The organism is Fictibacillus sp. B-59209 (genome assembly GCF_036216745.1).
Lineage (GTDB): Bacteria > Bacillota > Bacilli > Bacillales > Fictibacillaceae > Fictibacillus_C > Fictibacillus_C marinisediminis.
Window position 1 is genome coordinate 196929 of the sequence record NZ_JARMMC010000021.1, and the last position, 21317, is coordinate 218245.

The 21317-nt window shown below is 36.4% G+C and carries 20 protein-coding genes; 17 read left to right on the top strand and 3 right to left on the bottom strand.

The genetic code is table 11. The annotated features are described in order from the left end of the window. Positions 1–156: 156 nt before the first annotated feature. From P4361_RS18615 to P4361_RS18660, 10 genes are all read left to right on the top strand, one after another. Positions 157–1323, top strand: a complete 1167-nt coding sequence (locus tag P4361_RS18615; protein WP_328090470.1) for a cytochrome P450 — start codon at positions 157–159, stop codon at positions 1321–1323. 40 nt (positions 1324–1363) lie between these two features. Continuing rightward, a complete protein-coding gene (locus tag P4361_RS18620) occupies positions 1364–2596 on the top strand; it encodes an aminopeptidase (RefSeq protein WP_328090471.1) in 1233 nt (410 codons plus the stop codon). 686 nt (positions 2597–3282) lie between these two features. Beyond that, positions 3283–4314: a Kiwa anti-phage protein KwaB-like domain-containing protein gene (locus P4361_RS18625; protein WP_328090473.1), complete on the top strand. Its 1032-nt coding sequence runs from the start codon at positions 3283–3285 to the stop codon at positions 4312–4314. A gap of 21 nt (positions 4315–4335) precedes the next feature. Then, positions 4336–5007 (top strand): hypothetical protein, encoded by a 672-nt coding sequence (locus P4361_RS18630; protein WP_328090475.1) that lies wholly within the window; start codon positions 4336–4338, stop codon positions 5005–5007. Between the two features lie 68 nt (positions 5008–5075). Beyond that, the gene (locus P4361_RS18635) at positions 5076–5540 is read left to right on the top strand and encodes a hypothetical protein (protein ID WP_328090476.1); all 465 of its coding nucleotides are present in this window, start codon (positions 5076–5078) and stop codon (positions 5538–5540) included. An 8-nt stretch (positions 5541–5548) separates the two neighbouring features. Further along, positions 5549–5926 (top strand): hypothetical protein, encoded by a 378-nt coding sequence (locus P4361_RS18640; protein ID WP_328090478.1) that lies wholly within the window; start codon positions 5549–5551, stop codon positions 5924–5926. A 12-nt stretch (positions 5927–5938) separates the two neighbouring features. After that, positions 5939–6103, top strand: a complete 165-nt coding sequence (locus P4361_RS18645) for a hypothetical protein (protein WP_328090479.1) — start codon at positions 5939–5941, stop codon at positions 6101–6103. A gap of 495 nt (positions 6104–6598) precedes the next feature. Continuing rightward, positions 6599–7132 carry a DUF4871 domain-containing protein gene (locus P4361_RS18650; protein WP_328090481.1) on the top strand — a complete coding sequence of 178 codons (534 nt, stop codon included), beginning with the start codon at positions 6599–6601 and terminating at the stop codon, positions 7130–7132. Between the two features lie 163 nt (positions 7133–7295). Continuing rightward, positions 7296–8111, top strand: a complete 816-nt coding sequence (locus P4361_RS18655) for a lipid II flippase Amj family protein (RefSeq protein ID WP_328090482.1) — start codon at positions 7296–7298, stop codon at positions 8109–8111. A 147-nt stretch (positions 8112–8258) separates the two neighbouring features. Continuing rightward, positions 8259–8813 carry a GNAT family N-acetyltransferase gene (locus P4361_RS18660; protein ID WP_256228034.1) on the top strand — a complete coding sequence of 185 codons (555 nt, stop codon included), beginning with the start codon at positions 8259–8261 and terminating at the stop codon, positions 8811–8813. A gap of 398 nt (positions 8814–9211) precedes the next feature. Here the strand turns inward: P4361_RS18660 and P4361_RS18665 are convergent, their stop codons facing one another. From P4361_RS18665 to P4361_RS18675, 3 genes are all read right to left on the bottom strand, one after another. Continuing rightward, positions 9212–10021, bottom strand: a complete 810-nt coding sequence (locus P4361_RS18665) for a creatininase family protein (protein WP_328090484.1) — start codon at positions 10019–10021, stop codon at positions 9212–9214. 11 nt (positions 10022–10032) lie between these two features. After that, entirely contained in the window at positions 10033–11373 is a 1341-nt protein-coding gene (locus P4361_RS18670; protein ID WP_328090486.1) for an APC family permease, read from the bottom strand. A gap of 128 nt (positions 11374–11501) precedes the next feature. Next, on the bottom strand, positions 11502–12236 hold the full coding sequence (locus P4361_RS18675) for an IclR family transcriptional regulator (protein WP_328090487.1): 735 nt from the start codon (positions 12234–12236) through the stop codon (positions 11502–11504). A gap of 957 nt (positions 12237–13193) precedes the next feature. Here P4361_RS18675 and P4361_RS18680 point away from each other — a divergent pair. The 7 genes from P4361_RS18680 to P4361_RS18710 all read left to right on the top strand — a co-directional run bounded on the left by P4361_RS18680 (position 13194) and on the right by P4361_RS18710 (position 21297). Further along, the gene (locus P4361_RS18680; RefSeq protein ID WP_328090488.1) at positions 13194–13976 is read left to right on the top strand and encodes an IclR family transcriptional regulator; all 783 of its coding nucleotides are present in this window, start codon (positions 13194–13196) and stop codon (positions 13974–13976) included. A gap of 69 nt (positions 13977–14045) precedes the next feature. Beyond that, the gene (locus P4361_RS18685; protein ID WP_328090489.1) at positions 14046–15314 is read left to right on the top strand and encodes an ABC transporter substrate-binding protein; all 1269 of its coding nucleotides are present in this window, start codon (positions 14046–14048) and stop codon (positions 15312–15314) included. 71 nt (positions 15315–15385) lie between these two features. Continuing rightward, entirely contained in the window at positions 15386–16279 is an 894-nt protein-coding gene (locus tag P4361_RS18690; RefSeq protein WP_328090491.1) for a sugar ABC transporter permease, read from the top strand. Between the two features lie 2 nt (positions 16280–16281). Further along, positions 16282–17115, top strand: a complete 834-nt coding sequence (locus P4361_RS18695) for a carbohydrate ABC transporter permease (protein WP_328090492.1) — start codon at positions 16282–16284, stop codon at positions 17113–17115. A gap of 15 nt (positions 17116–17130) precedes the next feature. After that, positions 17131–18483: a GH39 family glycosyl hydrolase gene (locus tag P4361_RS18700; RefSeq protein WP_328090493.1), complete on the top strand. Its 1353-nt coding sequence runs from the start codon at positions 17131–17133 to the stop codon at positions 18481–18483. Continuing rightward, a complete protein-coding gene (locus P4361_RS18705) occupies positions 18480–19988 on the top strand; it encodes a M81 family metallopeptidase (protein WP_328090494.1) in 1509 nt (502 codons plus the stop codon). Before P4361_RS18700 ends, P4361_RS18705 begins: the two co-directional genes overlap by 4 nt. Further along, complete coding sequence (locus P4361_RS18710; protein WP_328090496.1) at positions 19978–21297, top strand: aspartate aminotransferase family protein; 1320 nt, start codon at positions 19978–19980, stop codon at positions 21295–21297. Before P4361_RS18705 ends, P4361_RS18710 begins: the two co-directional genes overlap by 11 nt. Positions 21298–21317 lie beyond the last annotated feature (20 nt).

Consider the following 21317-nt stretch of genomic DNA (forward strand, 5'->3'; position numbering starts at 1 on the left):
TTTCATTTTATTCCATAAAATCAGAAATTTCAACATTTTTTTGGAATAAAATAGATAATTTATAATTTATTGGTATATTTTGTTGTATATTCCAATTTTTCTTGACAAGTTAATGAGATGTATTACAAGATAATTACAGATAAAAGGAGGTAACATATGGAAAATTTAACGATTAAAAAAATATTGGATGATAGGTATAGTTACTACCTTGAAGCACAAAAAAGAGGAGGCTTTTACTGGGATGAATATTTTAAATCATGGGTAGTCTTTGATCATGAAACAATAAATCTTATCTTAAAAGATGAAAGGTTTACAGCCAAAAGAAAAAGTAAATATATTGAAATGTTCAATATTGATGACGAATATAAGAAAGCTCTTAATAATTTCTATTCTAAATGGTTAATGTATATGGATGGAGAAGAACATATTCATTTAAAAAGAAAAATTCAAAAGCCCATATCTAATATAAATAGAGAAGTAACCCAAATAGCAGATACCTCTTTAAATTTAATTACAAATTCAAATATATTCTTAGGCGATGTTGATGTTATTAATAATATAGCAATACCATTTACAAATAATTTTTTTGCCTCATTATTCGGAATAAATGAAGATGACTATTCAAATATATTAAATAAGGCAAAGGATGCTTTGAAATTTTTATGGGTTCCATCTCACAATAATGAAGAAGCTATAAAAACAATTACATCTATAAATAATACATACTCTACAATTTCAGAAATTATCGAAAATAAAAGGTACTCTGAAAACAGATTATTGGATTTAATGATTAAAGAAGTGGGACTAAATGATGATAGCCTGGCTCTAATTGTGAATTTAATAGTCGATGGCCATGATCCTTTTTTAAGTTCTGTTAAATCATACATTTATTTTCATATTAAATACAAAGTAAGAAATATAAAGAATAAACAAATGGTTGAAGAAACACTTAGATTAGAGTGTCCATTCCCATTGTGCGCAAGACTTTCAAAGGAAGATTTAGTTGTTAAGTCTAATAAAATACAAAAGGGTGAAAGAGTCATCTTGTTTATATCATCTGGAAATAGAGATCTTAAAAAGTATTGTCCAGCGGATACGATAAGTGAACTTAATTCATCCGAAATCCAAACTTTTGGAGTAGGGGTACATTATTGTATTGGAGCAACAGTAACAAGGCAAGCACTTTTATCATTGGCTAAAAAGATGAATAATTTAGAGCAACTATATGAAATTAACATACTAGAGTCTAAATGGGAAGATAGCTTTGGTTTTAGAACATTAGATAAATTGAAGTTAAAATTTATAGAAACTTCAATAGTATAATTTAGTTTCACCCCTAGGCTTCTTTATGGAGGTATATGACATGCGTGATTTTCAATTAGAGCTAATGCGATATGCTGAAATCATTGTTAAAATTGGTTTAAATATTCAAAAAGGACAAACTTTAGTTGTTTTTGCACCGGTAAGTGCAGTTGCAATTGTTAGGCTAATTGTAAAGACGGCCTATGAGAGTGGTGCCTATGATATATATGTAGATTGGAATGACGATGAGATTGTGCGTTTAAAATATGAGCTTGCTTCCGAAGACTCACTAAAAGATTATCCAATGTTTAAATTGAAGGGAATAGAAGAGCTTATTGATAGTAATGGTGCGCTACTCTTCATAAGAGCACCAGATCCTGAATTATTTTCTGGTATAGATCCTAAAAGAATAATAATAGGTAATAAAACAGTTTCAGTAGCACTTAGTGAATTTCAACAAAATATCATGACTAAAAAATTAAGTTGGTCTTTAGTTGCTGTACCATCTAAGGCTTGGGCAGCAAAAGTTTTTCCTGATTTAGAAGAGTCCGAGGGAGTAGGGAGACTTTGGGAAGCAATTTTCAAAGCAACCAGAGCCGATTTACTAAATCCTATTCAAGAATGGGAAAAGCACAATAATAATTTAAAATATAGGGTAAATTATTTGAATTCCAAAAAATACAGGTGCTTATCTTATTATGCTCCTGGAACGAAATTATCTATAGAACTACCAGAAAATCACATTTGGCATGGAGGAGAAAAAATAAATAACAGAGGAGCAAGTTTTTATGCAAATATACCGACAGAAGAGGTTTTCACAGCGCCCTTAAAAAATGGTGTAAATGGTATAGTTAGTTCTACAAAACCACTAAGCAATCGTGGTATCTTAATTGAAAACTTTACCCTTACTTTTAAAAATGGAAAAATAATCGATTTTACTGCTGAAGTAGGATACGATGCTTTAAAACGAATTATAGAAACAGATGAGGGGTCCTGTTACATTGGAGAAGTAGCGCTAGTTCCACATAACTCCCCAATATCCGAATCAAATTTAATTTACTATCACACTTTATTTGATGAAAATGCATCTTGTCACCTTGCCATTGGGAATGCTTATCCTTTTTGTATTGAAGGAGGTGTAGACCTGGATAGAGAACATCTAGCTCAGCAAGGTATAAATACTTCTAATATACACGTGGATTTTATGATTGGATCTGGAGAATTGGATATTTATGGGGAAAGTTCTGATGGAACTAAAGAACAGATAATTTGCAATGGAAAATGGATGTTTTAAAATTGTTAGTTAAAAGAGGACATAAAGCCCTTTGGACCGACCGTATGAAGCCCGTTTTAAGAGTATAGGATTAACTAACTCAATCCATAACTTAATTATTATGTATTGCTTTTAGTTTCATGGATTCTATGTAACGGTAGTTTAGGGAGTTTTATATTACCCTAATTGTTAGACATTAATTGCTTGAATACTGCAATAGAAAAATTTAAATTCGTGCCGATTTAGTTAGAAAAACTATAATAGGATTTGAAAAGAGAATTTGAAAAACGTTGATTTAACAAAGGATTGAGTGTTATTTAAATCGTTATGAAAACCTTAATTAATTAAGTTCGAGATGGAAGGTTCAATCGGATAAATTATAAAAAGCCTTGGTATATAAGCAATATACCGAGGCTTTTTTGTGTGTAAATTAGTGTCGTGCCAACTCGAAATTTTTTTTGCTTTTTAAGTTTAAAAAATCTTCATATTCAACAATTTGTGGAGTAACTCTGATGATACGCAGTAGACACATATGTGTTATAAGCTCGGCTAATAAGTTCATTTCCTAAAAGAAGTTGACGTGATTTAAATATTATTTGTTAATTACTGAATTAGCAACAATCGAACAAAAATACACCAAAAAAAGGAAATCCCCCTCTTTTTGTCGAAATTAGTATTCAAATACTATTGAAGGGCAGTGAGTTTTTTTGGGTTTGAATAGCAACGGGAATTTTATTCATAAAATAAGTATGATGACAGATGAAGAGCTAGATATTTTAGATTTGCAGGTACATCTAGTTTCTAAGGCAAACCAAAGTGATGCTCTATATTTTGCAAAAAAAGAAATATTAGATCCTGACTTGAGAATATGGTTAAAGAAGAGAATAAAGAAAGAATTGAATAACATAAAGATTGACAGCGCAGAAGGGAAAAAGTTTTATACCGCAGAATATAATCATGAATTAACAAAGGCGGATTATATTGCTAAATTAGTTATAGAGGATGATGAAGATTTAAAGGATAAACTCGAAAAATTATTTCAATCCTTAAATCATAATAACAGCACATTTTTAGATAAAGATGCAAAGTTTCAAGTGGTGAAAATCTCAAAAGACACCGATAACGCCTATTTTATTTTTTATCGAGGTGTGAAAATTTCTGCAATGGAACGAAGAAACGTCAGTAAACTCCCGACCGTAAGGGACAGAGAGCAGTTGGTTATTCAAGACAAAAATGTCATTGAGTTTGGAGGTAAGATTGAACTCTTTATTCACGAAGACATCATGTACATTCTGAATCCAAGAACATTAGAATATACTTTTAATTATGATGATCATATCAAAAGGCAGCGGGATAATAACTTAGAAACTATTACTAATATGAGCTTTTTTGATGACGAGTCAAATACAACCAAGTTTAAAGAAACTTCTAGCCAGTATATTCTTTCCAGAGGGTTAGCTTCAATTAAAAAAGAAACATTAGACTCATTAGAGGAAAGTTTTGAAGAAAGGTGTGAAGAATTAAATATGATTAAAAGTGATATACCTGACAATGAGCCAGATAGAGAAGAATATCTTGAGAGGTACAGTTCACTATGGCCACTTTATGAACACATTGATGTCGAAAATCAGAAGGTAAGATTTAATCCAGATCATGAAGTAACACCCTTACTTCATTTTTTCTCTGATAAAATCGTAGAGTCGTTTCTTACAAAAAAATTCAAATCTCAAACTTATTAAAAGAAAAGGGGTATTTAGACTATGTGGAGTAAATTTCAGCAAGCTATATTATGGATTATAACTTATTCTCCACTAGTCATTGTGATGGTCTTTAGATTTATTGCAGGTAATAAATATTTTGGGCTTGACGAGTGGTTGATAAATCAACCTTGGGTAAGTAAGGATAGTATCTTTGTGAGTTATTTGAGTGCAGAAGTTTATTTTGTTATTGCCACACTAATTTATACTTATTTTAGCTATAAGTACACCATTAAATGGTTTATGTCTGGATTTGAAGAGAGAATAAGGACAGGCGAAGATGGTCAGGACATGTATATAAGAAAGGCAGAGAGGTTAAGTGCAAATGATTATTCTTTCTTTTTGCTAACATTACTTATTCCTCTGGTGTCTCTTGACCACTCATCAGTGATTAACTTGGCCGTATCAGTGATAATAATATTCTTTGTTATCGCAATCTATGTGAAAACAGATGCAATAAGTGTTTGTCCTCTACTCTTTTTTTCTGGGAGAAGTGTTTTTAAAGGAGTTATTTCTTTAGGGGAAAAAGAACAAGAATCTAATGACAGTTCTCTCAGAAAAGATGTGATTTTCATTATGATGAAGAATAAAATAACATTCAATCGGAAAGTTCGAGGTGAGAGGCTAGTTAATGATGTTTACTACTTAACAAATAATGAAATTGATAATGATTAATCTATTTAGATAGGGTTCAAGAGGGCATCTCAACTGAGGTGTCCTTTCTTATACCTGATGAGGTTGATATGAATTATCGGAAATTTGGCAGTACATTTGTTTTATCCACAGCTTTGGAAAGCTCTCTTTTGTTTGGATCAGTAGCTCATGCAGAGGATGCTCCTGATTCTGTGGCCTCACCAGAAAGTGTTCAAGTGGTCAAGAGTGAAATGCAAGAGTTGAATCAAGAATTGGGTTCACTATCTGTGGAAGAAAACAACGATAGACTGGCTGAGATTAAGGAACAAAATCCTGCGGCCTTTGAAGCATATGCTCAGCAGATAGATGAAGAGATTCTTTCTAAGTTAAATGCAGCTTTTGACAGTACAATGACGAGTTACCCTTCTCCTGATGCTCAAACCAAAACTGCTACAGTTGATTTAAGTGATGGCGGAACTGCAACAATCACAATTGAGGATAAAGAAGAGGTAGATCCACATCCTGAACCAGAACCTACTGTTCCAATCGATAAAGATGTCCTCAATACATACTAAAAGGATATATGGGGCGGCCAACAGTTAAGCATGGAGCAAGAGTGTTTTCGGCTCATTACACCATTGATCATACTATGTACCCTAATACGCATATGTATCTAAGAACATGGTATAATGTAGGAGATATTGGAATTAAAGTCACATCTACAAGTAAAGCTGGAACAGAAGCATGGTACCCTAACACAATTTCAGGTAGTACAAAAACTGTAGATAGATATGCACAAAAAGATGGCTACGACGTAAATACCCAAGGTGATTACCACTATAGTATGTTTGCCAAAGGTAGCCCGATTAGAAGCAAATATTATACAATTTACAACACGATTAAGCTTGTTGATAATCACTCTTCCAGTGCAGAACTGTTTATTCATTACGAGGTTTACTAAGGAGAGGGTTTTATGAAGAAGAGTTTTACATATGGTACAGGGGAGCATGACCTACTTACTCAGTATCTCCCAATCACCATTACAACAGTAACAGTGTTATTGTTTGCTTTTGTCATTTGGATGCTCATCCGTTTAACAAAAAAAATAGGACAAACTAAAAAGAAAACCACCTTTTAAAAGGGGTGGTTTTTTTGTGATTTTACATTAAGAAATTCAGTGAAATCAACTAGTGATTTTATGTTATCTAAGAGCTGAGTAAAGTTATCGAATTTAAAAAAGTGATTTTGACTTTTAATAATGATTTTTTCATCCTTCACCCAGTATTCCCACTGGTTGAATTTTGCTGCTATATCAATACTTTTTAAAGTGAAATCGTCCATATGTAACCCTCTCTATATTGACCTATAAACAGATTAACATATATTTAGTCTGAAAAATCTATAAAGACAGGGATTCTTAATTTATCATTACTTGTCCAATTACGATACTTAATTTTAGCTTTTATAACAGGTTGAAGATAAACATATTTATTATCTTTTTTCATTTTCAATGTTTCAGCAGCACGATAAAAAACGGAACTTATTGAACAAACGTGCAGGATTGTAGAATAAGGAAATTTGTATATTACCCTAGATTTTTACAGTAAAATATTATGAAAAGGGGGAACTGGTTATGAAAAGAAGTATCTTTTTCTTCATCCTTATTATTGTAATATTGATGGGGTGTTCATCGGTAGAAATTAGTAAAAAAGAAGAAGTTTATAAAGAAACAGCTTTACCTTTAGAAATCTCCAATACTGTTAAAGAATCTGATATAAAAAGAATTGAATGGAACAAAACTGCCTCTACATTTAATACAGGAACCCGAAGTGATATGTTTGGAAACAAAATGAAGCTTGGCATTATAGGTCCCGAACTAAAAACGGGAAAAATAGATAAGTGGATGTGGCATTTTTGGGGCATTAAAGAAGGTAAGTTAACTATTGTGAGATACAACAAAAAATCTTCAATTGTAAAGCCTGTGTTGTACGATGTAAGTTCAAAAAAATACTACTGGACAAGAGATGGATTAGGTAGTGAAGTTAATGGTGCTGATTCACATATACCATCAAATGTGCTGCTAAACGAATCTGGAAAATGGGCTTTTTTGGTCTATATAGACGATAAACTCTTTGATATCTTAGTTATGGACATTAAACAGGAATGAAACTATCATCTTAGATTATTAAAAACAACACAAACTGATAATCAGAAATTCAACGTTCGGGTGCTTATCTGTAATAAGGTAAGCTCTTTTTGTTATTGTGGCTTGAGTTAAAGAGAATGATTTGAAATAATTGGTATTATTCTATGTGAAGGAAGATTAAAAAATGGACCTACTCACTGGTAAAGTAATTATAATATCTATTTCTCTTTTAATAATAACAGTTATTGAAACATTAGCTTATTCAACCCGAATATCTGGAGCTAGAGTAAAGCTCATAGCTACTGCGTTATCATTGTTCAGTACAATGGTTATTGTATCGAGATTTTCTACGATGATCCAGCAACCTTTAACTGCAAAGCTCATTGCGGAGGCACCAGATTCAAATAAATTATCCCTTATTGAAGGACAATATCGTGTACTTATTGGGGTAACATCTTTAGGCGTTATCATTGGAATAATGTTATTTCCTACATTCATCACCATCTTCTCAAGAGCTATTGTTCAGCTTTCAAATGAAAGAGGCTCAATAATCAAACTGCTAGTTAAGCATTTAAATTTATCTGGGTTTAAAAAACTTATAAAGTGTATTAGAATTCCGAAGATTTCATATCTAGACGGAATTACTTTGAGTACCATTCCAAAACGTTTATTTTTTGTAAATGTGGTAATCTCTGCGGTTTTTACAATAGGAGTATTTTCCTCTATTTATGCTTCAATGTTGGTACCAAAAGATTATGCACAAGCAGCTTTAATGTCATCTGGCATTATTAACGGTATTGCAACCATCCTTTTAACATTGTTTATTGATCCAAAAGCATCAGTTCTAGCTGACAGAGTGGTTAAGAAAGAAAGTAAGTATGTTTTTCTAAAAAGTTACTCGTTAACAATGATATGTTCAAAATTTATAGGTACATTAGTAGCACAACTTATCTTTATACCTGCTGCATATTATGTTGCTTGGTTTGCTAAATGGATATAAAAAGTATATTCAACAATCGGGTGCATTTCTTTAAGAATGAGAGATGCATATTTTAATGAACTAACGTAGTTTAAAGAAAGAGTATTGGATTCTATGATGAATTAGTAACAAGAATGCGAAAGATGCTTAGGAGGAAACTTACTTTTTATGGTTAAAATTGTTGGACAAAAAATTGTATTGAAAGAAGCTACTAATCAAGCTCTAAATGAATTATATTATTGGAAATATGAAGAAAAGGAACAAGAAGCGAAGAAATGGAATGGTCCATATATACCTGAACCTAAAATGACAAAAGAAGAATTTCTAAAAAGCTGGGAGAAAGACTTTGAAATTATCCCAAACATACCTAGTACATTAATTATTTTTGTAGGAGATAAATTAATTGGAGCGGTAGGTTCTTATTGGGTAGATAAAAACACTAAATGGCTAGAAACAGGAATCGTTATTTATGATAAAAATTATTGGAACGGTGGATATGGTACTGAGGCTTATAAACTTTGGATTGATTTCCTATTCAGGTCTACTGATTTGCATCGATTAGGGATGTCAACTTGGTCAGGAAATGTAAGAATGATGAAGGTTGCAGAAAAATTGGGGATGAAAGAAGAAGCAAGAATAAGGCAAGCAAGAATAGTAGACGGTAAATATTTTGATGCAATAAAAATGGGGATTTTAAAAAAAGAGTGGGAACAGTCTTCTTAAACTAATGGATGAATATCTTCAATAAGGTCACATATGATATTCCACAATCGGGTGCGATTGTTGAAGAATAATAGGGGAGTAATATTTTACATTTTACATCTGTTATAAATCTGTTTTACCTATAATTTAGTTGGACCAAAATCTAGACCAAAATCGGACCAAAATAATTTAAAAAGATATGATACATTATAATAATCGATAAATTGAAAATGCGATTATATCAGCTTTTTTGACAGATAATTAAAAGGAAAAAAAGGGTGAGATATGTTCCGCACACAGTTCACCCTTGGTAATCAATGCTAATGTGGAGTATACCAGTTTAAAAGAAAAAGGGTATTTATAAATGAAAGGAAAGGAGATACATCTCCTTTCCTTATTTTAGTTTCTAAAAGTCATCTTTATAAAGGGATTTCCTGGTTTCGTAATGATACTTCCACTTTGGAATTACAGTAATTAATCAATTCAATCATATTAGCGATCAATTCTTTATGATAAATTTTTCCGTTTTCTGCCGTTGAGACAGAAGGATCACCAACCACTCCAATATTGTTTGAGTTTTCTCGATAAGTTGAAACATCACTGGGCAAGAAAATACGGTCTCCATCAATAAATGGATCGTGGTTTAAGAAAGAATGTTTCTCATGGATGTTCTTAACCGCATTTTCCATGCTACACAACTCAGGGAAGAGATGTAACATGTGTGAAGTCTCCATTTCATCCGCATGACCAACTCCACCCGGCTCTGATTTTCTAATTTTTTTACCAATGGTTTCTGCAAAATAAAAGGGGTCAACGATACAGATAAAAGCTCCTGTTTTATTTCTTAGTTTTGTCGCTGCTATTTTTAAAGGAGGTAGATTGGCCTCTCGATGTCCGTTAATAACAATAATTTTCTGAAACCCGTGATAGGTTAAACTTTCACAAATATCCAGCATCAAACTTGTTAAGGTCTCTGGTCTAAGTGTAATCGTACCTGGATAAGCCATGTGGTGAGGTGCCCATCCCACCCAGTTTGGAGGTGCGACTAGGGTGTTCGTTTCCTTAGCCGCATCTTCCGCAACCTTTAACGCTACAAAAGAATCTGTCCCCATAGGCAAGTGGTGGGCATGTTGTTCTACACTGCCAAACGGAACGATAATGGTTTGTTTTTCCTCAAGGTAATTTTGTACATCTTCCCATTTGTTTTCTTGTAACCAAACACTTTTCAAAATAAGCCCTCCTACATTTTTTGATTTTCCATTGTGGATCGAATGGAATTCTGCTGTTTTCCTTTATTAAAAAAGAAGTAAACGACCAACCCGGTCACCATCCATGCAAGCCCCAGTAATATGGCTAAAGGATTTAAATAGAACAATTCAATAATAATTCCTCCAATGCCCAGAAGCGGAAACAGAAGTCCTCCCGGGATTTTAAAAGGTCTATTTGTGTTTTTTTCTTTAAAGCGCAGAATGATTACGGCCACGTTTACTGCAACAAAAACGATTAATGCGGTAAAGACTCCAGCAGAAGCGACCAGGCTAAGGTTACCGGTAAGGGTTAATAAAATCGCAAAAACACCTGTAACGAGGGTAGCGACGCTTGGTGATTTAAATTTTGGGTGGATTTTTCCGAAAGAAGACCATAGTTGCCCTTCTCTTGCCATCGCAAGTCCTACTCGAGGGCCACCAATCATACAGCCTAATCCAGAAGTTATCGTTGCGGCAATACCAGCTGCTGCTACGAAACTGGATGCCCAACCTGAAGTAACGACCTCAAGTGCAGAAGCTAGCGGTGCTTTAAGCGTTGGAAGAACATCTGTAGGGACTAGAGTTACAGATACCCAGCCTACTAGTGAATATAAGACCACAACGGTAAAAATAGCCCACACGGTTGCCCTAGGAATGTCTCGATACGGATTTTTTGCTTCTTCAGCAACGGTTGTTATGGCATCAATATGGATTTGCCCAAAGGCAATAATGGCAGCAGCGGCCATTAACCCACCAAAACCCTGAGGAAGAAAGGGTGCCTGATGAATGGGCATAGGAAGCTGGGGGTGCAATAAGCCCAGCACTACAAACAAAAGAATTGCAAAAACTTTAACGATGACTAACAAATTAATAACGGTTTTAGAAAAGGAGATTCCAAGATATAAAAGAGTCACCGTAAAAATCCCCAATATTGCTGCCCACAACGTCACTGACAATCCAGGAAGAAAAAATTGCGCATACAATCCAAATCCGAGCCAAACAGCAGCCCCGACGACAATGTACTGAGTCATCAGGGTCCATCCGACAATGGAAGCTACAACGTTTCCTATCCCTTGCCCTAGGGTAGAAAAGGCTTTTTTACAGTACACATAGCTTGCGCCTGCTTGAGGATACATGGCCGAGAGTTCTGCAAAAGATAATGCTGTACATACCGCAATGCCGCCTGCAATGAGGAAACTTAAAAATAGGCCAGCACCCGCTGGTTTTGCTGCAATCCCTGTTAGCACAAATATTCCAGTTCCAATGAGTGCCGCTACGCCTAAAGAATAAAGGTCAAGAAATGAGAGTGAACGTTTTAATTTTTGTTGCTCCACAAATAGTTCCTCCGTTTCGGATTCCGAATAATGGAATAAGGATTCCAAATTCGGTTTTTATTACACTTTCTTTTTGTTTAACAATAATCCTTCTTTTTTTTCAAAAAAAAAAACACGTTTGTACGTGTTTAACCTTGTAACTTTGTTGAAATGGCCTCCGAGGCGGTTTTTAAGTTATTTATTACTTCCTTTGTGTCTTTAAATATAGGGTCATGTTCTAAACCAATAACACTTAGTGAAGCGATGATATCTTCTTGTCCATCAAATATAGGAACTGCCATTGCCATTGTTCCTTCGGCCAATTCTCCTTTACTAACTGCAAATCCCTTTTCTCTTATATGTACTAATTCCTGATGGAGGTTGTTCGATATGCTATCACTCAAAATTCCTTCTTGCTCCCTGTGGGAAAGATAAGCCAATAAAACTCTAGGACAGGCTGCTGAATATAACGGAACTCGTTTTCCGATTTCAGGATATATTCTGATCGGTTGAAAAGATGGTATTTGCTCAATATAAATGGCTTCCTTTCCGTCTTGTAAGGCTAATTGTACAGATAGGTTAGTTTTATTCCGTAAGGAAATCATTTCATCCCTGGCTAATTCTTTTAAATTGATTTGATCCTTTACCAGGGCAGCCTTCTCTAAGAAACTCCAGCCCAAAGCAAATAAAATTTCTCCATTTTTAATTATTCTCCTCACATAACCAAATTTCTCAAGTGAGCATAATAAACGAAATAAGGTGGTTTTTGGATATCCAGTCTCAGTAGAAAGTTGTTGCAAAGTATAAAATGGGTCCCTTTCATTGAAGAACTCTAATATATTCAGTGCTTTTTCAACGCTTCCATTTTTACTGCTTTTATTCATTAGGAAATTCTCCTTTAAGAATTACATAGTAAATTACGTTCTTTCAAAAATTATCAAGGAACAGAAAAAAAGTCCAGTTATACTTCTAATCTTGCTTTATTTCTCCTATTAATTAAAGAAAAAATTAAAAATGTATAAAATTGCACAGAAGGGAAAGAGCTTTATTGGCATTCATTAAACCCTTTATGCTAAGTACATCAACCTGCAAATCAAAAAATTCTTTTAGCTTGACAGTGGTTATTAACTTTGAGATAAATGTAAAGAAGAGTTCAGATAAATAGGTACCATTTTTGAATGCATATTATGGAATTAATTCTAAAAATCGCTTTCCTCTTGTGCCGATTTCGTGCCGATTGAGTTTGAAAAACCTGATAACGTTCTGAAAATGAAAAAGGGAAAAACGTTGATTTATCAAGGTTTTTGAACTCTTTAAAACACTTTGAAATCGTCAATTAATCAAATTCGAAATAGAAGGTTCATTAAAGTTTTAGATATTAAAATAGGTTAGAAAACTGACCACCTAATTGACCACTTTTTGTCCACTGGAGTTTCAACTTTAACATATTTAAATATGCACTTAACTTTTAAAAGATTGGTTTCATGCGTATTTTAGTCATCATCAAACATAGAAAAACACATAGTATATGTTCCGTACAAAAATCAACCTTTGGGTCCGAGCTCTTGCCGATTGACTTTGAAAAACGATAATAAGCTTTTTAAGCATCCATTAAGGGTGCTTTTTATTTTTGCATGACGATAGTAAGGATCGTTCGGAGTTAATACCATAAAGGTGTGAAATTTAAAACTTTAAAATTTATGCCCAAACCCCTGAACACAAAAGGGTTTTTATATTGGGTTAATTAATATTATAAAATTCAGATATTTACAAAAATAACGAACCTTGGTATTATGGTTTTATTCAATGAAAATATGGTTTTATTTTTGGGAGGTGAAAAAATGAAAACTAAGGAATCCGTTAATACCGAACGCTATAAAATCAACTCATTAGAAAAAGCATTTGATCTTTTAGAATTATTGGGCGAAAAGAACTCTCTTAATCTCACTGAACTGTCGTCACACTTAAAGCAACCTAAATCTTCCTTGTATAGAATTATTACGACACTTGAGTTGAGGGGATACATATCGAGAGATGAAACGAATGATAAGTATTGTCTAGGCACTAAAACGCTAGAACTAACAAAAAATTTCTTAGAAGGAAACACCCTGCTAAACGTGTCAAAAAGTAAAATGGATCACTTGGTTCAAACCACTGGAGAGTCGGTTAATTTAGGGATATTAAAAAATCATGAAATTCTTTATGTGGCCAGTATCGAGGGGAGTCACCCTTTAAAGTTTACTGAGGTTGTAGGAGCTAAGGCACCTTTACATGCAACAGCCATCGGAAAAGCAATTACAGCAAACCTACCTATTGATCAATTCAATGCCATGATTTCAGATAATAAATTGTATCCGCTTACAGAGAATACAATGAGCAGCATGAAACAACTAATGGTAGAACTGCAACTTACTAAAGAAAGGGGGATAGCCATCGATAATGAAGAAGTGGTACTTGGAGCCAAGTGCGTTGCCGCCCCAATTTTTAATATGTTTGGAAAGGTTATTGCCGCAATCAGTGTTTCAGGGTCTAAGTACAATTTTACGGATGAGAATCTAAGTCACATCATTACTGAAGTGAAGGGAGCTGCAGAACGAATTTCCAAGGATCTTGGTCATAGCTGAATTTAATAAAAGACAAAAAGGGAGGAGATTTTCTTGAAGAAGCGATGTGTTTCATGGCTTATTTTGATTATGCTGTTTGCTGCAGTCCTCAATGGCTGTAATTCCGACTCCAGTTCGGGAAAAGAAAATCTGAAAGGAGCTACCATCACCCATATGGTGCAATCGGCCACCAATCGACCGGAAGCATACAAGAAAATGGCTAAGGAATTTAAAAAAGAAACAGGCATCAATGTCAAGATTGTGGAAGCTCCCTGGGAACAAATGCATGACAAGATTTTTAATGATTTAGTTACCTCAACTGGCTCCTACGATGTTATGGATATTGACAGCGGCTGGGATGGGGAAATGGCACGCTACTTTGAGCCCTTGGATCCTTATATTAAAAAGTATAAAGTAAACATGGACAATTATTTAGATATTTATAAAAACACAACAGGTATTAGTACACTGACGGGAAATAAGCGCTATGGTATCCCGTTAACTGGCCAAACGATGGCGATGTATTATCGAAAGGATCTTTTCGAGAAATATAAACTTGATGTACCAAAAACATGGAATGATTTTGATAAAGCTCTTGAAACATTAAAGCAGGAGAAAGGTGTATACCCTTTTGTAACCGCAGGAGTAAATGTCCAGCTGCCCAAATTGTTTTTTGCAAGATATATCCCTCAAGGTAAACCTCTTTTCACAAAAGACTTTAAGCCTCAGTTTAACAATCAGGATGGAGCAGCCGCTATAGATGGCATGAAAACAATGTTTAAATATGCACCGCCAGGTTATCTCTCAATGGATACACCTGATGCGGATCCAGTTTTTCTAAATGGAGAAGCTGCCATTATACTTGCATGGCCCAACACTCTCAGTCCCCTATTACAAAACACAAAAAGCTCCAAGGTAAGGGATAAATGGGACGCCGTCGCACCACCCGGACCCGGAAACCTAGGACCTTGGTATCTGTCTATTTCTAAATTCTCGAAACATAAAGAAGCTGCATTTAAATGGATTCAGTATCTTTCTGAAAAAGAAAATTCTAAACAACTAATGGTCAAGTATGGAAATTATTCGACTCTCAAATCTGTTTGGGATGACCCTGCTGTGAAAGAAGCCATTCCTGGCGCGGAAGGTATTCTTACAGCAATCAAAAATTGCTTCCTGCCAACCTATTTGATGCATCCGGCTGGCAATGAGTGGTTTGTCAAAACTGGATCCGCACTGTCCAATGCACTATCTGATAAGTCTTCTACCCAAGAAACACTAGATAAGATGGAGAAGAATTGGAATAGCGATAAAAAGAAAACTCCCCAAGGCTTAATTTATGAGGAATTAGGCGCGAAATAGGGTTTAGTGACTGGATAGGAGGGAATTCCATGCAAACCGAGGCACGCATTCGAATACAGAGCGCCAGGAAATTGCCGCTTTTTAAAATGACCGATAGAAAATGGGCGATCGTATTTCTAACACCTGGATTTATTTTAATGCTGATAGCTTATGTGTATCCTTTACTGTATTCGCTATACCTGAGTTTTTCATCTTGGGATATTTTTAATCCGGATGGAAAAATCAAACTTCAAGGAATGCATAACTATTACAAAATTTTCACCAATGACGCCCTTCTTTCAAGCTTAGTAAGAACATCGATTTTCAGTTTTTCGGCTTTAGTCATACAATTGGTTATTGGTATATCTGTTGCCCTACTAGTGACTTCAGAACATCTTAATCAAAAATTCACATCGTTGGTGCGAGCATTCTTGCTAGCTCCTATGATTATTTCTCCTGTGGTAGCGGGGATTTTGTGGAGAACCTTGTACAATCGTGAATACGGGCCTATCAATTACTTTTTAAGCTTGGCAGGCATTTCAAAAAATCCTTGGATTGCCGATCCGGATACGGCTTTAATGTCCGTTATCATAGTGGAAATCTGGTTGTTTACTCCATTTGTCATCTTTATATTAACAGGCGGTCTTCTATCCTTGGCAAAAGAGCCTTTTGAAGCTGCCAAGGTAGACGGGGCCACCCCCTGGCAAATGTTCTGGAAGGTAACCCTGCCGCTTTTGAGACCGGTTATCCTCATTATTATTACGCTAAGGATAATGGATTTGTTTAAAACCTTCGATTACGTCTATTCCATGACTTACGGGGGGCCTGGTGAAAGTACAGAAATTCTGACACTGTCCATATATAAGCAGGGAATCAAGTTTCTTGATGTAACCGGGGCAGCGGCTGCATCCTGGGTTTTATTATTAATTCTATTGCCACCTTCCCTCTATTTATTAAGAAAAACATTTATAAGGGAGGGCAGATAACGATGAAACCAAAATGGCAATGGAAGGTGTTTGGGTACGTGTATCTTATCATCGTGATCCTAGTCACGCTGTTTCCGGTCTATTGGCTCTTTGTCACCTCGATTAAACTTCAAAAAGACTGGCTGTCCCGGCCGCCCGTTCTCTTTCCAAAACAAATTACATTCTCAAATTTTCAAAGACTTCTTGCTTCTCCAGAAATACAACTGGCTCTCAAAAACTCCTTTGTTGTTGCAGCTTCAAGTACCGCATTGGCTATGCTCTTTGGCTCACTGACCGCCTATGTACTGACGAAAATCGTGCTTGGTAACAGGAGAGTAAATGAATTTATGCTGATTGGAATTTTAATTACAAGGCTTTTCCCTTTCATTACTCTTCTCATTCCTTACTTCCTTATGATGAGAGACTTCCAGCTGATGGATACATTACGAGCATTAATATTAATCAATACTTCCGTCTTCTTTCCGTTTGTTGTTTGGCTTATGGTTGGTTTCTTTGAAAATATCCCGCGTGAAATAGAAGAATCCGCCATGATTGACGGATGCAACTTGTGGCAGCGTTTCCTTATGATTGTTATTCCTATTACTAAAACGGGGCTTGCCGTTACAAGCATCTTCATCTTTATTGCATCCTGGAATGAATTTATTTATGCCATCACGTTTACTACGCATCAGGCTAAAACCCTGCCTGTTGTCATTGGTAGTTTCATTACAGATAAAGGCATTCAATGGGGTGACATGACAGCATTAAGCGTTATTTCTATTACACCTGTATTATTAATCGCTATCTTTTCTCAAAAATATTTTGTAAGAGGCCTGACAATGGGTGCAGTCAAATAATTCGGAGGACTTTGTATGGCAGATATCAATATTAATTTGAAACCGGACGGCAGAAGGATTAAGCCAGTGCATGGAGTGAATAATGGCCCTGTCTGTTATGGAGCATTGATTGATGTGACCGATTACTACAAAAAATTAGAGGTGCCTATGGTCAGGCTGCATGATCCAAACTGGCCGCACCCTAGGGAGGTGGATATACATACCATTTTTCCTGATTTTAATAAGGATCCTAGTGACCCTGCAAGCTATGATTTTTCAAAAACGGATGAATACATTCAAACCGTGCTCAATACAGGAGCCAGCATTGTTTACAGACTGGGTGAAAGCATTGAGCACACTGAAAAAAAGTATTATGTACATCCGCCAAAAGATTACGTTCAATGGGCAGAAATCTGTATTGGGGTGATTCGACACTATAATGAGGGCTGGGCTGATGGCTTTCATTATGGCATCGAGTACTGGGAAATCTGGAATGAACCTGATTATGGAACGAGGATGTGGTCTGGGACAGACGAAGACTATTATCAATTTTATGAAGTGGTTTCAGTAAAGATAAAAGAACGATTTCCTCATGTAAAAGTAGGGGGATATGCTGCGGCAGTCGCAACATCTGACTTTTTCGAAGGCTTTTTGGTTTGGTGTGAAAAAAAGAAGCTGCCTCTTGATTTTTTCTCTTGGCATATTTACACGGATGATCCCTTAAAAGTTCAGGAACATGCGATACATGTCCGCAAGCAGCTGGATGCTCATGGCTATAAGCAATCCGAAGTTTTCCTGAATGAGTGGAACTTCTTTGATGGCGATTGGGAAACAATATGGCTTAAAGGAAGTGAACGGAAAAGAAAAGAGTTATTTACAAAAGGAAAGGGAACCATTGGAAGTTCCTTTAGTTTAGCCGTCTTATTACTGCTTCAAGACTGTCCTATAGACATGGCCAACTATTATGACGCCCAGCCGACGGCCTTGTTTTGCGGATTATTTGATGCCCATGGCTTACCCCAAAAAACGTACTATGCATTTGAAGCCTTTTCTGAATTGAGCCGGCATCCTCTGCGGATAAAAACTGACATCGCTCCGTCAGTTTCAGGATTATATTGCTGCGGAGGACAGGACGGTGATGGCAATACGGTAATTTTAATCAGCAATTACAATGGGGAGAGAAGGGAGTATTCCATTGACTTTAATGGAGGTGCAAACCATAGTATACAAGTTTTGGCCGTGGATGAGATTCATAATCTAGAGTTGATGGCTGAAAAAATGAAATCCGAACCTATGAAACTGGCGATTGGTGCGAACTCAGCCCTTATGCTTAAAATGGCTGTTAACCGTGAAGGAACTTATGCCGGCTTGATAGGGAGATTAGAATGAAAAAAATACTGATTGGAGGGATTATTCAAGAAAGTAATACATTCAGTCCAGTAAAAAGCACCATGAGGAATTTTCGCTCTAATCTTTTTTTGGAAGAAGAAGAGATTCTAATGCAGAAAACAAAAAACGAAATTTTAGGTTTCATAGAAGGAGCCATGGATGAAGGCCTTGAGGTACAGCCTACTGTCTTTGCTCATGCTATTTCTTCCGGGGTGTTTAGGGCTGATGCCTATAAGGAACTACAGACCTGGTTTATAACCAAAGTTAAATCTTTTCATGAATACGATGGAATTTACCTTGCCCTTCATGGAGCTATGGTTGCAGAGAATTGCGGGGATGTAGAAGGAGACCTTCTTGATTTGGTGAGGACACATGTGGGAGAGAAAGTGCCTATCGTAATATCGCTTGATCTGCATGCCAATGTTACAAGGAAAATGGCGCGTCTAGTAAATGGAATTATTGGTTTTAGGACCTATCCGCACACTGACTTTTATTCTACAGGTTACCGGTCAGCCAAATATTTTTCTTCCTTATTGAAAAAAGAAATAGCACCAGTTATTGAGTTTCGTAAATTGCCAATGATCGTTCCGGCTGAAAATAGCCAATCGTCCCATGGCCCTTTTGCTGAACTGTTTGAAGAGGCTGTCATTGGAGAAAAAAGGGGAGATTCCATTGTAACCTCTTTATTTCCGGTGCAGCCATGGCTGGATATAAAAGAAATGGGGTCCTCGGTCGTTGTAGTCGGAGAGAATCGGGAAAAAGCAAGCGCAGAGGCTGACCGGCTGGCGGAGCTTTTTTGGAATAAGAGGAATGAATTTGTTGTTGAACTTTCCCAGATCGGTAAAATAGTCACGAGGTTAAGGGAAAAGCCTAATCGGAAATATCCATTTATTGTTTCAGATTCGGCCGATAGCCCGGGTGCGGGGGCGACTGGTGACAGCAACATCGTGCTTAAAGAACTGCTCCGTTTAAAGGCAGATGAGGATTTACATGTACTTTTGACCATAGTTGACGCTGCGGCAGTTGATCTGGCCATCCATACAGGTTTAGGAAAGAAGGTCACCCTTTCTCTAGGATATTCCCTAAATCTGAATAAATTCTATGGTTCACCCCTCAAGGTAACTGGAACCGTGAAAAGAATTGGAGATGGGCGGTTCTTTTTAAGTGGGGGGTATGCGGAAAATACTGAAGCTTTTATGGGGAGGTGTGCTGTATTGCAAAAAGGCACGATCTCTATCCTTGTTACGGAAAAGCCTACCTTTTCAGGAGATCCGGCCATGTACAGGTCAATGGGGCTGGAACCATCAGAAGCTGATCTTGTGATGGTCAAATCGGCGAATCAGTTTCGAGCCGAATATGAAAAAATATCAAAACAGATTTTTATTCTGGATACTCCGGGCTGTAGTCCTGCAGATATAACATCGCTTGATTACAAAAACATCGATTTTCCATGTTATCCGTTTCAAGATCACTTTGAATGGAGGAGGAAATTATATGAAGTCTGATCTTTCCACTAAAAATTTTGAGGAATCGAGACACTATTTAGCCGGTGGTGTCTCAAGCTCATTGCGTTCCTCAATGAAGCCTGTCCCCCTGTTTGCGACTTCTGGAAAAGGACCGCGCTTACGGGATGTCGATGGCAACGAATATGTTGATTATTTATTGGCTTACGGACCACTAATCCTAGGACACTGTCATCCGCAATTAACAAAAGACCTAAAAAGTCAGATGGAAAAAGGTTATACCTATGGCTTACAGCATGCTGAGGAAATCAAATTGGCCAAACTGCTGGTTGATATTATTCCCTCTGCGGAAAGAGTAACATTCAGCGGCTCAGGTACGGAAGCGGTTATGCTTGCGTTGAGGCTTGCGAAATCGTTTACGAAAAAAAGTAAGGTTGTCCGGTTCCACGGTCACTATCATGGATGGTCGGATTCCATCTTTACTTCTTTTCCTAGTGCCGATATGAATAATAAATATTCCTCTCAAGGCGGAAACTTGACAGTTCCGGGAACTTCAGGGCAAAGCGAAAAAAGCCTTGAAGATATAATTGTTCTGCCATGGAACAATACTGAAGCTCTGGAGGAAACGCTATATGCCCGCCGTAATGAAATCGCTGCGGTTATTACTGAGCCGGTGATGTGTAATTCGGGATGTATCCTTCCTAAAGAGGGTTACCTTGAAAGAATGAGAGAGCTGACTGAAGAACTGGGAATCATCTTAATTTTTGATGAAGTAATTACAGGTTTTCGGCTTGCACTTGGCGGCGCGCAGGAACGATTTAAAATCAAACCGGATTTGACCACGATGGGCAAGGCCATTGCTGGTGGTATTCCGCTAAGTGCAGTTGGCGGAAGAAAAGATATCATGGCGCTCATCGAAGAAGGAAAAGTAAATCATCTAGGCACGTTAAATGGCAATCCTATAGCTGCAGCAGCTGCTATTTCGACCATCAGCATCTTATCAGCTCAGCACGGAGCTGTTTTTGACCGTATGGAACGCACGGCCGTAGACCTAGCAGAAGGGTTGAAGAATCTATTAGAAAAACATGAGATCAAGGGAGTAGTTAACCAGATTGGCCCTGTCTTCCACTTGATGTTTACGAATGGCGATGTGGTGACTTCCTTTGATGAATTTATGGCCAGTGATACTAAAGCGTATCAAACTTTTGCTGAGAAGATGTTATCAGAAGGTGTATTGATTCGTCCAAATGGACTCTGGTACATTTCAACTGAACATAGTAACCAAGATGTGAAATACACTTTGGAAGCAGCTGACCGGGCTTTAGCATCGCTAGTAAAGGAATACAGTTAATTTATTCAAGGAGGATCCTG